The sequence below is a fragment of the Pseudomonas sp. xss_2 genome, from assembly GCF_043104195.1.
Lineage (GTDB): Bacteria > Pseudomonadota > Gammaproteobacteria > Pseudomonadales > Pseudomonadaceae > Aquipseudomonas > Aquipseudomonas urmiensis.
In genome coordinates this window covers 55,339-70,152 of sequence record NZ_JBICKL010000048.1, presented here as the reverse complement: position 1 = coordinate 70,152, position 14,814 = coordinate 55,339, and the positions used below count along the sequence as shown (strand labels likewise).

Here is a 14,814-nt window from a genome sequence, read left to right as displayed (position 1 = left end):
CCCCGCTTACTGAACAGAGCAGAGCGAGAGTGGATGTGAGCAAACGAGCCTTTAACTTCTGCGCAGGCCCTGCTGCGCTTCCTGACGCTGTCCTGCAGCGCGCCCAGGCTGAAATGCTGGACTGGCGTGGCAAGGGCTTGTCGGTGATGGAGATGAGCCATCGCAGCGACGACTACGTGGCCATCGCTGAAAAGGCCGAGCAAGACCTGCGTGACCTGCTGTCCGTCCCCTCCAACTACAAAGTCCTGTTCCTGCAGGGTGGTGCCAGCCAGCAGTTTGCCGAGATTCCGCTGAACCTGCTGCCGGAAACCGGCACTGCCGACTACGTCGAAACCGGCATCTGGTCGAAAAAGGCCATCGAAGAAGCGCGCCGCTTCGGCAACATCAATGTCGCTGCCAGCGCCAAGGGCTACGACTACCTGGCTATTCCAGGCCAGAACGAATGGAACCTGACCAAGAACGCCGCATACGTCCACTATGCTTCCAACGAAACCATCGGCGGCCTGCAGTTTGACTGGGTGCCCGCGACTGGAGACGTTCCGCTGGTGGTCGACATGTCGTCCGACATCCTCTCGCGTCCGATCAACGTTGCCGACTACGGCCTGATCTACGCCGGCGCGCAGAAGAACATCGGCCCAAGCGGCCTGGTCGTGGTGATCGTGCGCGAAGACCTGCTCGGTCGCGCCCGCAGCAGCTGCCCGACCATGCTCGACTACAAGGTTTCGGCCGACAACGGCTCGATGTACAACACCCCGGCGACTTATTCCTGGTATCTCTCGGGCCTGGTGTTCGAGTGGCTCAAGGAGCAGGGCGGCGTCGAAGCCATGGAAGCGCGCAACCGCGCCAAGAAAGACCGTCTGTACGGCTTCATCGATGCCAGCGACTTCTACACCAACCCGATCAGCGTCAACGCCCGTTCGTGGATGAACGTACCGTTCCGCCTGGCTGACGAGCGCCTGGACAAGGCCTTCCTTGCCGGTGCTGACGCGCGCGGCCTGCTCAACCTCAAGGGGCACCGTTCGGTCGGCGGCATGCGTGCCTCGATCTACAACGCCTTGGGTCTGGACGCCGTTGAAGCGCTGGTCGGCTACATGGCCGAATTCGAGAAGGAGCACGCTTGATGGCCGAGCAGGAACTCAAGGCGCTGCGCGTGCGCATCGACAGCCTCGACGAGAAAATCCTCGAGCTGATCAGCGAGCGTGCCCGCTGCGCCCAGGAAGTGGCCAAGGTCAAGACCGCCACCCTGGCCGAAGGCGAGAAGCCGGTGTTCTATCGCCCTGAGCGCGAAGCAGCTGTGCTCAAGCGCGTCATGGAGCGCAACAAGGGGCCGCTGGGTAACGAAGAGATGGCGCGGCTGTTCCGCGAAATCATGTCCTCGTGCCTGGCCCTGGAAGAGCCGCTCAAGGTCGCCTACCTCGGCCCTGAAGGCACCTTCACCCAGGCGGCGGCGATGAAGCACTTTGGTCACGCCGTGATCAGCAAGCCGATGGCGGCGATCGACGAAGTGTTCCGCGAAGTGGCAGCTGGCGCCGTCAACTTCGGCGTAGTGCCGGTGGAGAACTCCACCGAAGGTGCGGTCAGCCACACCCTCGACAGCTTCCTCGAGCACGACATGGTCATCTGCGGTGAAGTCGAGCTGCGTATTCACCATCACCTGTTGGTCGGCGAGAACACCAAGACCGATAGCATCACCCGCATCTACTCCCACGCCCAGTCGCTGGCCCAGTGCCGCAAGTGGCTGGACGCCCATTACCCGAATGTCGAGCGCGTGGCGGTATCGAGCAACGCCGAGGCGGCCAAGCGAGTCAAGGGAGAGTGGAACTCGGCAGCGATCGCCGGTGATATGGCGGCCAACCTGTATGGTTTGACCCGCCTGGCGGAGAAGATCGAAGACCGTCCGGACAACTCCACGCGGTTCTTGATGATCGGCAGCCAGGAAGTCCCGCCGACCGGCGACGACAAGACCTCGATCATTGTCTCGATGAGCAACAAGCCCGGTGCGCTGCATGAGCTTTTGGTGCCGTTCCATGACAATGGCATCGACCTGACTCGCATCGAGACTCGTCCGTCGCGTAGCGGCAAGTGGACGTACGTGTTCTTCATCGACTTCGTGGGTCATCACCGCGACCCGCTGATCAAGGCGGTGCTGGAGAAGATCAGCCAGGAAGCCGTTGCGCTGAAAGTGCTGGGCTCGTACCCGAAGGCGGTACTCTGAGGTTGGTCTGTGAGATTGCCGGGGCTGCTGCGCAGCCCATCGCGGGGCGAGCCCGCTCCCACGGGTGTTTCAGCGCAAGTCCCGTGGGAGCGGGCTTGCCCCGCGATGGGCTAGGCATTCGTCCTGATCGATCTCACCAGCTGGCATGGTTTCATCCGGCAACGTTGCCGTTCTGACAGGGTTCGCACTCGTGGTTGATGTGGTAGCAAACAAATCCGCGCCGATTATCGGTCGCCTGGTAGTCGTCGGCCTCGGCCTGATCGGCGGCTCGTTCGCCAAGGGCCTGCGCGAAAGCGGCCTGTGCCGTGAAGTGGTCGGTGTCGATCTCGACGCACCCTCACGCAAACAGGCAGTAGCGCTAGGCGTGGTCGACCGCTGCGAAGAAGACTTGGCGACCGCCTGCGTCGGCGCCGACGTCATCCAGCTGGCCGTGCCAATCCTGGCCATGGAAAAAGTCCTCGCGCGCCTGGCCCAGCTCGATCTCGGCGATGCGGTCATCACCGATGTCGGCAGCGCCAAGTGCAACGTGGTGCGCGCCGCCCGCGAAGTGCTCGGTGCGTCCCTGCCGCGCTTCGTCCCCGGTCACCCGATAGCCGGCTCCGAGCAGAGCGGGGTGGAGGCGTCCAATGCGACGCTGTTCCGCCGCCATAAAGTCATCCTCACGCCTCTGGCTGAAACCGACCCTGCCGCGCTGGCGCTGGTCGATCGCCTCTGGCGTGCGCTGGATGCAGATGTCGAGCACATGCCGGTGGAGCGCCACGACGAAGTGCTGGCCGCCACCAGTCACCTGCCGCACCTGCTGGCGTTTGGCCTGGTCGACTCGCTGGCCAAGCGCAATGAAAACCTCGAGATCTTCCGGTACGCTGCGGGAGGCTTCCGCGATTTCACGAGAATCGCCGGTAGCGACCCGATCATGTGGCACGACATCTTCCTCGCCAACCGCGAAGCTGTCCTGCGCACCCTTGATACATTTCGTAGCGACCTCGACGCCTTGCGCGACGCGGTCGATGCAGGGGACGGGCACCAGTTGCTGGGTGTGTTCACCCGTGCTCGGGTTGCCCGCGAGCATTTCAGTAAAATCTTGGCCCGTCGGGCCTATGTGGACGCTATGAACGCCAACGATCTGATTTTCCTGGCCCAACCTGGTGGCCGCGTGTCCGGACGGATCCGCGTTCCAGGCGACAAGTCGATTTCCCATCGCTCGATCATGCTCGGCTCGCTGGCCGAAGGCACCACCGAGGTCGAAGGCTTCCTCGAAGGCGAGGACGCCCTGGCGACCCTGCAGGCCTTCCGCGACATGGGTGTGGTCATCGAAGGCCCCAACCATGGTCGGGTGACCATTCATGGCGTCGGCCTGCATGGCCTCAAGCCGCCGCCTGGGCCGATCTATGTCGGCAACTCCGGCACCTCGATGCGCCTGCTCTCCGGCCTGCTGGCCGGTCAGCCGTTCGACGTGACCATGACCGGCGACGCTTCGCTGTCCAAGCGCCCGATGAACCGCGTGGCCAACCCGCTGCGTGAGATGGGCGCCGTGGTCGAGACCGGCCCGGACGGCCGTCCACCGCTGACCATTCGCGGCGGGCAAAAGCTCAAGGCGCTGACCTACACGCTGCCGATGGCCAGTGCCCAGGTCAAATCCTGCCTGCTGCTGGCAGGTCTGTACGCCGAAGGCAAGACCACCGTCACCGAGCCTGCGCCGACCCGTGACCATACCGAGCGCATGCTGCGCGGCTTTGGCTATGCCGTTGAGTCCAACGGCCCGGTCGCCTCGCTGCAGGCTGGCGGCAAGCTGACGGCAACCCGCATCGAAGTCCCGGCAGATATCTCTTCGGCGGCGTTCTTCCTGGTCGCGGCGTCGATTGCCGAGGGTTCCGAGCTGGTGCTGGAGCACGTTGGCATCAATCCGACCCGTACCGGCGTGATCGACATCCTGCGCCTGATGGGCGGCGACATCACTCTGGAAAACCAGCGTGAAGTTGGCGGCGAGCCCGTGGCTGACCTGCGCGTGCGCGGGGCCAAGCTCAAAGGTATCGAGATCCCTGAAGAGCTGGTGCCGCTGGCCATCGACGAATTCCCCGTGCTGTTCGTCGCCGCTGCCTGCGCCGAAGGGCGCACCATCCTGCGTGGCGCCGAAGAGCTGCGGGTCAAGGAATCGGACCGTATCCAGGTCATGGCTGACGGCCTGATCACCCTGGGCGTGAAGTGCGAACCGACCCCGGACGGCATCATCATCGACGGCGGCCCGATCGGCGGCGGCGAAGTGCATGGCCACGGCGACCACCGTATCGCCATGGCCTTCAGCGTTGCCTCGCTGCGCGCCACTGCGCCGGTACGCATCCATGATTGCGCCAACGTCGCCACCTCGTTCCCGAACTTCCTCGCCCTGTGCGCCGAAGTTGGCATCCGCGTCGCGCAAGAGGCTCAATCGTGAATTCGCAAGCCCCCGTCATCACCATCGACGGACCTAGCGGTTCGGGTAAAGGTACCGTAGCCGGACTGCTCGCCCGCGAGCTCGGCTGGCGCCTGCTCGACTCCGGTGCGCTGTACCGGTTGCTGGCGTTCAACGCCAGCAACCACGGCGTCGACCTGACCAACGAAGAGCTGCTCAAGGCCCTGGCCGCCCATCTGGATGTGCAGTTCATCGCGGCTGAACCCGGTAAGCTGCAACAGATCATCCTTGAGGGTGAAGATGTCAGCAATGTCATCCGCACCGAGACAGTCGGCGCCGGCGCCTCGATGGTGGCTTCGCTGCCGGCAGTGCGTGAAGCCTTGCTGCAGCGCCAGCGCGCCTTCCGCGAAGCCCCCGGGTTGATCGCCGATGGCCGTGACATGGGCACCGTGGTGTTCCCCGATGCGCCCTTGAAAGTGTTCCTCACCGCCAGCGCGGAGGAACGCGCTCGACGCCGCTATTTGCAGTTGAAGGGCAAGGGTGAAGATGTTAGTCTGGCGAGTCTCCTGGATGAGATACGTGCGCGCGATGAGCGTGACACCCAGCGTGCAGTGGCCCCGCTCAAGCCGGCGGCCGATGCGATTCAGCTGGACTCGACAGAGTTGTCCATCGAGCAGGTGTTGCAACGCATCAGAAGTGAGCTCGCCCTTCGCGATCTCATTTGATGACAGGAAGGCAGGCAGGGGCACCAGTCAACGTCCTGCCCGCTTTCCTTTACATAACGAAACCCACATTGTCTGGAATGTGGCTAGGGGCGTTTCCTTCGCCCAAATCTACAGGAATTAAAATGAGCGAAAGCTTTGCAGAACTCTTTGAAGAAAGCCTGAAAACCCTCAATCTTCAGCCGGGTGCGATCATCACCGGTATCGTTGTCGACATCGACGGCGACTGGGTTACCGTACACGCTGGCCTGAAGTCCGAGGGCGTCATCCCGCTCGAGCAGTTCTACAACGAAGCTGGCGAGCTGACCATCAAGGTCGGTGACGAAGTTCACGTTGCGCTGGACGCGGTCGAAGACGGCTTTGGCGAAACCAAACTGTCCCGTGAAAAAGCCAAGCGCGCCGAGTGCTGGATTGTTCTGGAAGCAGCTTTCGCCGCCGAAGAAGTGGTCAAGGGCGTTATCAACGGTAAGGTTAAAGGCGGCTTCACTGTCGACGTTAACGGTATCCGTGCGTTCCTGCCAGGTTCCCTGGTTGATGTCCGCCCAGTGCGCGACACCACCCACCTCGAAGGCAAAGAGCTGGAATTCAAGGTCATCAAGCTGGACCAGAAGCGCAACAACGTCGTTGTTTCGCGTCGCAGCGTCCTGGAAGCCGAGAACAGCGCCGAGCGCGAAGCCCTGCTGGAAACCCTGCAGGAAGGCCAGCAAGTCAAAGGTATCGTCAAGAACCTCACCGACTACGGCGCATTCGTGGACCTGGGCGGTATCGACGGCCTGCTGCACATCACCGACATGGCTTGGAAGCGTATCAAGCACCCGTCGGAAATCGTCAACGTTGGCGATGAAGTTGATGTTCGCGTCCTGAAGTTCGACCGTGAGCGCAACCGCGTTTCCCTGGGTCTGAAGCAAATGGGCGAAGATCCGTGGGTCGCTATCACTGCACGCTACCCAGAAGGTACTCGCGTACAGGCTCGCGTTACCAACCTGACCGACTACGGCTGCTTCGCTGAGCTGGAAGAAGGCGTTGAAGGTCTGGTACACGTTTCCGAAATGGACTGGACCAACAAAAACATCCACCCGTCGAAAGTCGTTCAGGTTGGCGACGAAGTGGAAGTTATGGTTCTGGACATCGACGAAGAGCGTCGTCGTATCTCCCTGGGCATCAAGCAGTGCAAGTCCAATCCATGGGAAGACTTCTCCGGCCAGTTCAACAAGGGTGACAAGATCACCGGTACCATCAAGTCGATCACCGACTTCGGTATCTTCATTGGTCTGGACGGCGGCATCGACGGTCTGGTTCACCTGTCCGACATCTCCTGGAACGAAACCGGCGAAGAAGCCGTACGTCGTTTCAAGAAGGGCGACGAGCTGGAAACCGTCATCCTGTCGGTCGATCCAGAGCGCGAGCGCATCTCCCTGGGTATCAAGCAACTGGAAGACGATCCGTTCTCCAACTTCGTTGCTGTGAACGACAAGGGTGCAATCGTTAAGGGTATCGTCAAAGAAGTTGACGCCAAAGGCGCCATCGTTACCCTGGCCGACGACATCGAAGCCACTCTGAAAGCTTCCGAAATCAGCCGTGACCGCGTCGAAGACGCCCGTAACGTCCTGAAGGAAGGCGAAGAGATCGAAGCTAAGATCATCAGCGTCGACCGTAAGTCCCGCGTTATCAGCCTGTCGATCAAATCGAAAGACGACGCTGAAGAGCGCGAAGCTATCCAGAGCCTGAAAGCGGCTCCAGAAGCTGCTGCCGACACCACCATGGCTGCGCTGCTGCGCGAAGCAATGGCCAAGCAGAACTGAGTTCTGTTTGATCGGTAAAAGAAGGGCGACTTAGGTCGCCCTTTTTTATTGCCCGTCTTTTAAGCCCCTCTCTCCCGCCGAGGACTGGCACTCATCGCCTAGGAGATCACTTAGCCCTTGCGGGCTGCGCTGCCGCGCAGGGAGCAGGTTCCAGCGTGGGAGCGGGCTTGCCCCGCGATAGCGCTTAATCAGGCAATGATGTCGACCCTGCTAATGCCAGTGCCGGCCAGGCTCGCCTACAGCAGTTGTATATGCCTTAAGCGCGCTGTAGGCATTGCCTTGGCTGCGAGGCAGCCCCAGAGGCCCTAACCCCAGCATACCCGTGTGAGCACCCCACGCCCCAGCACTGTGCGCACCCTCATCTCCCACTGCACCAATCTTGAATTTTTTTATTAAGTCAAGAACCGCCCTGTTCAAATCCCCCAGAGCGTGCTACAAACTGGTTAAGCAATGATCTAGCTGCTTGATAACGAAGGGAAAAATATGACGAAGTCGGAGCTGATCGAACGTATTGTCACCCATCAAGGGCTGCTCTCGTCCAAGGACGTCGAGCTGGCCATCAAGACCATGCTTGAGCAGATGTCGCAATGCCTGGCCACTGGCGATCGCATCGAGATCCGTGGGTTTGGCAGCTTCTCTCTGCACTATCGCGCTCCCCGGGTAGGGCGCAACCCCAAGACTGGCCAGTCGGTGAGCCTCGAAGGCAAGTTCGTGCCGCACTTCAAACCGGGCAAAGAGCTGCGTGACCGGGTCAATGAAGAAGAGCATGAGGTCCACACCTGATTAGGGAAGGAACAGACTGATGCGTAATCTCAAGCGCGCCCTGGCGGCGTTGTTCGTTCTGCTGCTGGCGGCCGTGGTGCTGTTCTTCGTGCTGGAAAATCAGCAAGCGGTCTCACTGGTGTTGTTCGGTTGGGCGGCGCCTGCGGTGCCGGTTGCGGTACTGGTGCTGGCTGCCCTGGTCGTCGGCCTGGCGGTCGGGCCTTTGCTCGGTGCTTATGGGGTGATGCGCAGCAAGCGCAAAATTCGCGCCTCAGCCCGTCAGGCGGCCGTGGCAGGCAACTAACAGGCGATTCCTACAAGTGCAGCCAATTTTTTCGATTGGCAGGCCGCGCCCAGAATGAAGTAATAGCGCCCTTCATTTTTCTGGCCCGCAAAGGTGTCGCTCGCATGGAATACCCTTTCCTGTCGCACCACGGTGGCACCCGAGGCGTCACCGGCTCCTGCCACCAGCTGCACCTTGATCCCCATACCAGCCTGCTGGTCGATTGTGGGCTCGAGCAAGGTAGTGATGCAGCCCCAGGCGCCGAATTAGCGCCGCTGGGGTTTTCCATCGAGGGTATTCAAGCCCTCATCGTCACGCACGTACACCTGGATCACGTCGGCCGAATCCCTGCCTTATTAGCGGCCGGCTATCGCGGCCCAATCCTGTGTAGCGAGCCCTCTGCAAAACTGCTCCCCCTGGTGCTGGAAGATGCCTACAGGCTCGCCGTCAGCAGCGAGCCTGGGCACGTTGCGCGATACCTGGAGTTACTCGAAAGCCTCGTTACGCCATTGTCATTTGCTCAGTGGCACAACCTGGTCGAAGCTGATGGCCTGGTGTGTCGCATCCGCCTGCAGCGGGCTGGGCACCTGCTCGGTTCCGCTTATGTCGAATGCGATGTGCAGCGGGCAGGTCAAGTGGGCAGCACGCGTATCGTGTTCTCGGGCGATCTGGGTGCGCCTAACAACCCGCTGTTACGGCCCGTTCAACCACCTGAGCGCGCAGACCTGTTGGTGCTGGAAAGCACCTATGGCGACCGCCTGCACCCTGATCGTAGTGAGCGACAGCAACGCTTGGAAGCCGCGATCGATCGCGCGCTCGCCGATCAAGGCGCCATCCTCATACCCGCGTTCAGTCTTGGTCGTACGCAGGAACTGCTGTATGAGCTGGAAGACATTCTGCATCGCAAAGGCTTGCTCAGTGCAGGGGGCGAGATCAAGGGTAATGACGCCCTCATCTGGTCGCGACTGCCGATCATCCTCGACTCGCCACTGGCCCTGCGCATCACTCAAGCCTATCGGGAGCTGCATCGGTTCTGGAACGATGAGGCCAGGCAACGGCTGAGCGAAGGGCGCAAGTCGCTGGCGTTCGAGCAACTGCTGTGCATCGATGGCCATGCCAAGCATCAGCAGGTGGTCAATTACCTCAAAAGCACGGGGCGGCCGGCGATTGTCATTACCGGCAACGGCATGTGCTCGGGTGGGCGGATCGTCAATTACCTCAAGGCGATGCTTGGAGATTCGCGGCATGAGGTGATTTTCGTCGGGTATCAGGGGAGGGGGACGCCTGGGGCGGTGATACAGGGTAGTGCAGTGGGGAGCGAATATGCTTGGGTTGAGCTGGATGGTGAAAGAATTGAAATTCATGCCAAGGTTATGACACTGGGCGGCTACTCAGCGCATGCAGATCAACAAGGGTTGATCAGATTCGCATTGGGTCGCGCCAGCGCGGCGAAGCAGGTCGTGTTAGTACACGGAGAGCGCGAAAGCAAGAGCGTGTTGGCGAAGGCTCTAGCGCACAGGTTTGCGCAGCTTGGAAATGAGGTAAGTGTCACAGTTCCGCCATGACCGGCTGGCGGAGTGGCGAGGGTTAGTCGAAAAAGGAGGAACTTTCCTGCGAGAGGTCCTCTCTATTACTGATTAACGCTTTTGGAGTGAAGAGTGGCGAGCATATTGGCAAATTGCCGCTACGCTTCATCAGGGCAGGCGACACGCCACGGAGTGGCTCAGTCGGGCCTGTTCAGGAATGTACGTAACCAGACGGACCCAAGGAAAATTAGAATAAATGCGCAATGAACCTGAGCGCCGCAATGGTGATGATGAGATTGATCTGTTCGAGCTGGTTGAGGGGTTGTGGAAGCAGAAGGTACTGATCATTTTAACGACGGTCATCGTGACCGCGGCAGCCGTGGCTTACGCGCTGCTTGCTACACCGATCTATGAAGCCAAGGTCTTCGTTCAGCCGCCTTCGCAGAATGATGTGGCTCAGCTGAATTATGGGCGCGGCGGTGACTCTGGGCTTTCGATGCTGGGGGTCAAGGATGTGTACGAGATCTACCTGCGGCATCTGCAATCGGAATCGCTGCGTAGGGAGTTTTTCCGTAGTGTTTACCTGCCGAGCTTGACGTCAGAGGAGCGGGTAGGTTCGCAGGACGTGTTGTATGCACGTTTCCAGGATGTTTTGTCGCTTGGCGTGGCCGCTAAGGATACGCCAAACCGTTATTTTGTGAAGGCGACCTTGGCTGATCCGCAGCAGGCGGCTGAGTGGGTTGTGCGTTATGTCGAGATGGCGGGACAGCGCGGTATCAGCGAGATTTCGAAGGATGTAAAGGCTGACGCTACGATCAAAGCTAACAACCTTGAACAGCAAATCGAGTCAACGCGTGAAAGTGCGCGTAAGCAGCGGGAAGACCAGATTGCCAAGCTGTCAGAGGCGCTAATTGTGGCTCGGTCGATTGGTCTTGAAAAACCACCAATCATTTCCAACACTCTTTCTAGTGAGGTTTCGGCGGGAATGGGTGGTTCGCTGACCTATATGCGCGGCACCAAGGCGCTGGAGGCTGAGATCGCAAATTTGCGTAATCGGACCTCTGATGATCCATTCGTTGCAAACCTGCGCCAGCGCCAGGAAGCCCTCGCGTTCTATCGGGCGTTGAAGGTCGAACCCGGCGTGATTCAGGTGTACCGTCAGGATGGCGCTATAGAGTCGCCAGATAAGCCTGTGAAACCGAAAAAAATGATAATCGTTGCGATGGGTGTGGTGCTCGGCGTTGCTCTTGGGGTGATGCTGGCCCTGCTGCGCTATCTCACAGCAGGAATCAGTGCTCGGAGAATGCGAGAGCCCTGACCAGGGCCGGTGTGTTCTGCTGGTGTCTCCAGGCTCTAGCTGTCACAATAATGGCTATTCGTCCACGCTGGACAGGGAGGGTTCATCTAGCTGATTGGGCTATTTGTGCGAAGAATGCGATTTGACTGCTCCTGTCTTGTTGAGGCTATTTCCATCAGAGACAGGCTAAACCGTGACCAGTATTACGCCGCCCCCCCAAGTTGATCCGCATGATGATGTGGACTTCCCTGCGATGCTGAAGTCGATTTGGCAGCAGAAGCGATTGATCGGTATTTTCGCAGGCTCATGTGCGCTGGTTGCGGTAGCCTATGTGTTCAATGTCTCACCTGAGTATCAGGTTAGTACCGTCTTGCTCCCTGCCGCGCTAAATGATCTCGACGAACTGAATCGTACAAAGGTCTATGAGTTGCCCCCGCTTGATGCGCTCAATCGAGTCGGTTCGGCTCTAGATTCGTACGATACACGTCTTGGTTATTTCCGCTCCGATACGGCATTACAGGCCGCCTTTATGAAGGGGGGGCGAACAGTTGAGCAAGCGTTCGAGGAGTTCAATTCCAAAGCGCTTAAACTTATTCTACCTGATCCTAAAAAAACGACCGCTCTGAAAGCTTATATCGGTATCGAGATGCTTTATACAGAAGGTCTGGATGGTAAGTCCGTGCTCAATAGTCTCACACAATATGCTATCGAGAACGAAAGGCAACAGATCTCCAGGGATTTAGAGGTCATTGTTCAGAACAGACTTAGAGAGCTTGATACACAGCTTGAGACAGCGCGTATTGATTACGCTGCCAATAAAGATGCTCGAATTGCTGAGCTGCTTGAAGGAGACACGCTCAAGCGTGCAAAGCTGAGTGATGAATTGCGAGCATTGCGCATGCAGTTGAAGATGCGGCGGGAGAGTCGCATTGCTCAACTTGGCGAAGCCATTGTTATCGCACGTTCGCTGGGTCTGAAGCGCCCTTCGACTCCATCCAGTCTCGGGCAGATCGGAACTGAATCGGCAGGTAATGTGATGCGTACGGAAGTCATCAACCAGAAGATCCCGCTGTACTTCATGGGTACAGATGCATTGGAGGCAGAGCGGCAGGCACTCCGCAACCGCACTTCTGACGATTTCACTGATCCGCGAGTGGCAGAAATCCGCAAGGAGCAGGTGCTACTGGAAATCAATCGTAATATTCAGGTCTTACGTGATCGTGAGAATGATGAGTTGTTTCTCAAAGGTATCGAGGTGTTACGGGCTGAGCGCGCTCGTCTCGGCGCAATCAAAACAGACATGAGCAACTTACAACTGGTCCGCGTTGATCGTCAGGCTGTTGAGCCGATGAGCCCCGTCAGGCCGCAGAAAATACTGATAGTAATGGGGGGCTTGATTTTTGGAACATTTATTGGGCTCCTGGTGGCGTTGCTACGTTTCACTTTCATCAGGCGCCCGCTCGAGCGGGTGCACATGGCGCTTACTCCGTTGAAAAAAAATATTCGGACTGAGATCAGTTCGCCACTACTGGCGGGAAAGGCGGTTGATGCTTAGGCTGGTGCCTTGGGATCGCCGTCCACGAGAAAGAGTGTGCGGAGGGCAGGGGCTTGAGGAAGGCATCCAGGCTTCCATAAGGGAGGAAGGCTGTGTACGTGGGCGTAGGCTACATTAGCTGATGCGTTTCTCTTTCAGTGGAGAACGGTATAGCGAGGTCCTGGGCAAAGGATAAAGTGGTGCTATTGATGGTGGCAGCTTGGAGCTTGTCGCATGCGAATAAATATAGGGTTTGGACGAGAGGCCTACAGGACGGGCCAATCGACAAATGGGTGCATGTCCATGAATGGCGTTCGATCTAAAGTAATTACTGGATGAATCGGCAAGGTTGGTTCTTGGTACAGTGCAAGCCAAGGCAGGATCAGCGAGCCGAAGAGAACCTGAAACGCCAGGGGTATGAGTGTGCTCTGCTCAGATGCAGGCGCGAACGGCTTGAACGCGGGAAGCTTCAGGTTAAGCTTGAACCCTTGTTTCCAGGTTACCTCTTCATCCAGATGACCGATGAATCCAACTGGGCCCCGCTACGTTCTACCCGAGGAGTCAGCCATGTAGTCAGCTTCGGTGGCCAACCGTTACCTGTGAGCGCTGAGCTTGTGGCGCACCTTCGGCATCGGGCTGAAATTGAGATAACAACCCGTTACAAGGTGGGCGATAATGTACGGATCACCAATGGTAGCTTTGCAGCATTCGACGCGGTTTTTGTAGAGATGGATGGCGAGGATCGGGCCCATTTGCTGATTCGATTGCTCAGCCGCCAACAACAGATCAGTGTGGCATTGGCCGACATTACCGCGCACTGAAGCAGTACCTGGTTGCTCTTGAAGCTGGACTAGGGTGAAAATTTAGATATAGCGTTTTCAGGAAATGAACGGTCAATCCTGGGGCGGTAGCGTGCCTAGAGCCAACTTGTTATCTGGTTCGAAGGTCCTCCTTAAGCGGTTACTGCGCTGCAGTTTCATAATGAATCGATTAAGCTCAATGCACTCACGTCATTATTCACAGTTTTTAAACATTGCACTTCGTGGAATGACACTGGCCAGTAAATTTTTGCTGATTTTTTTTCTGGCCCGCTTCCTCGATCCCACGGATCTAGGACTCTATGGGCTATTGGCAGCTACAATCGGTTATTCGTTGTACTTGTTGGGTTTTGACTTTTATACTTATACCACGCGAGAGCTACTTAAGTGTGAGCGGGGTAAGTGGGGCGCTTATCTAAAGTCTCAAGCTGCGCTTACGCTTGCGTTATACGCAATTTTTTTACCGCTGCTTAGTCTCGTCTTTATGAAGGGGTTGCTACCGCTCCACGTCGCCGGGTGGTTTTTTACTCTACTGGTGCTTGAACACCTAACTCAGGAATTGGGGCGGTTGCTAGTCGCTGTCTCAGATCAAATGTCTGCAAGCGTACTTTTGTTTTTGCGTTCAGGTGTGTGGGCGGTTATAGCAACAGCGGTAATGTTCATAGATTTAAATACGCGTACTTTGAACTTCGTTTTGGCCGCTTGGACGCTGGGTAGCGCGTCAGCATTGGTTTTGGGTATCTACCGGCTCAAGCGCATGCGCTTGTCAGGATGGAAGGCAAGGGTAGATTGGAGTTGGATTTTTAAAGGGTTGAAAGTTGCCTTTGCTCTCCTGGTTGCAACACTGGCCATTCGCGGAGTTTTCACACTTGATCGTTACTGGATGCAGAGCTTAGTCGGCCTTGAGGTTTTAGGTGCATACGTCCTCTTTATGGGGATATGTTCGGCTCTGTTGTCATTTCTAGATGCTGGGGTGTTCGCCTTTATTTATCCAGGACTAGTAAGTAGTTTTCAGCGGCAAGATGCGCGAGCTTACCGACAAGGTGTCCAAAAGCTGCTTGTTCAAACAGTCAGTCTTTCATGTTGCTTTTGTATAATTGCTGTCGTGAGTATCACACCGTTATTGTCGTGGCTTGATAAGCCGATCTATCTTGCTCAATTGGAGATTTTTCCCTGGCTTCTTCTGGCTACGATACTGTACGCCCTTGGTATGATTCCGCACTTCGCATTATATGCTCAGGGTCAAGATAGACCAATTATCTATAGTCATATTGCAAGTCTGGCGGTCTTCATTGCTGCAACTTGGATAATTGCGCATTACTGGGAGCAGTTCGCGGTTCCTTTAGGTTTGTGTGCGAGCTTTCTTTCAATTCTGTGCTGGAAGTCTTGGAGCTATTTCCGGATCACGGCAGCACAGTATCGTATTTTCTAATCCTGATTTGATCAGGTAGTCTACAAGGGACGCG

The 14,814-nt window shown here is 57.6% G+C and carries 12 protein-coding genes; all 12 read left to right on the top strand.

Translation table 11 applies throughout. The annotated features are described in order from the left end of the window. The first annotated feature begins 35 nt into the window (after positions 1-35). The 12 genes from serC (at position 36) to ACF8K2_RS11055 (ending at position 14,780) form a co-directional block, all read left to right on the top strand. Positions 36-1,121 carry a 3-phosphoserine/phosphohydroxythreonine transaminase gene (gene serC, locus ACF8K2_RS11110; protein WP_312155340.1) on the top strand — a complete coding sequence of 362 codons (1,086 nt, stop codon included), beginning with the start codon at positions 36-38 and terminating at the stop codon, positions 1,119-1,121. Continuing rightward, positions 1,121-2,215, top strand: a complete 1,095-nt coding sequence (pheA, locus tag ACF8K2_RS11105; protein ID WP_186554757.1) for a prephenate dehydratase — start codon at positions 1,121-1,123, stop codon at positions 2,213-2,215. Before serC ends, pheA begins: the two co-directional genes overlap by 1 nt. Before the next feature lie 223 nt (positions 2,216-2,438). Then, positions 2,439-4,646, top strand: a complete 2,208-nt coding sequence (locus ACF8K2_RS11100) for a bifunctional prephenate dehydrogenase/3-phosphoshikimate 1-carboxyvinyltransferase (RefSeq protein ID WP_392464844.1) — start codon at positions 2,439-2,441, stop codon at positions 4,644-4,646. Further along, a complete protein-coding gene (gene cmk, locus ACF8K2_RS11095; protein WP_186554759.1) occupies positions 4,643-5,329 on the top strand; it encodes a (d)CMP kinase in 687 nt (228 codons plus the stop codon). The genes ACF8K2_RS11100 and cmk overlap by 4 nt, the downstream gene beginning before the upstream one ends. Before the next feature lie 122 nt (positions 5,330-5,451). Continuing rightward, entirely contained in the window at positions 5,452-7,128 is a 1,677-nt protein-coding gene (gene rpsA / locus ACF8K2_RS11090; RefSeq protein ID WP_186554760.1) for a 30S ribosomal protein S1, read from the top strand. 483 nt (positions 7,129-7,611) lie between these two features. After that, positions 7,612-7,911 carry an integration host factor subunit beta gene (gene ihfB, locus ACF8K2_RS11085; protein WP_186554761.1) on the top strand — a complete coding sequence of 100 codons (300 nt, stop codon included), beginning with the start codon at positions 7,612-7,614 and terminating at the stop codon, positions 7,909-7,911. A 19-nt stretch (positions 7,912-7,930) separates the two neighbouring features. Next, entirely contained in the window at positions 7,931-8,194 is a 264-nt protein-coding gene (locus ACF8K2_RS11080; RefSeq protein WP_186554762.1) for a lipopolysaccharide assembly protein LapA domain-containing protein, read from the top strand. A 104-nt stretch (positions 8,195-8,298) separates the two neighbouring features. After that, complete coding sequence (locus ACF8K2_RS11075; RefSeq protein ID WP_392464822.1) at positions 8,299-9,738, top strand: MBL fold metallo-hydrolase RNA specificity domain-containing protein; 1,440 nt, start codon at positions 8,299-8,301, stop codon at positions 9,736-9,738. Positions 9,739-9,955: 217 nt separating this feature from the next. Further along, positions 9,956-11,017 (top strand): LPS O-antigen chain length determinant protein WzzB, encoded by a 1,062-nt coding sequence (locus ACF8K2_RS11070; protein ID WP_392464820.1) that lies wholly within the window; start codon positions 9,956-9,958, stop codon positions 11,015-11,017. Positions 11,018-11,189: 172 nt separating this feature from the next. Beyond that, positions 11,190-12,551 carry a Wzz/FepE/Etk N-terminal domain-containing protein gene (locus tag ACF8K2_RS11065; RefSeq protein WP_392464818.1) on the top strand — a complete coding sequence of 454 codons (1,362 nt, stop codon included), beginning with the start codon at positions 11,190-11,192 and terminating at the stop codon, positions 12,549-12,551. Between the two features lie 314 nt (positions 12,552-12,865). Next, positions 12,866-13,351, top strand: a complete 486-nt coding sequence (gene rfaH, locus ACF8K2_RS11060; protein WP_392464817.1) for a transcription/translation regulatory transformer protein RfaH — start codon at positions 12,866-12,868, stop codon at positions 13,349-13,351. A gap of 178 nt (positions 13,352-13,529) precedes the next feature. Further along, positions 13,530-14,780, top strand: coding sequence for a lipopolysaccharide biosynthesis protein (locus tag ACF8K2_RS11055; RefSeq protein WP_392464815.1), 1,251 nt, complete (start codon positions 13,530-13,532; stop codon positions 14,778-14,780). The last annotated feature ends 34 nt before the right edge of the window (positions 14,781-14,814 follow it).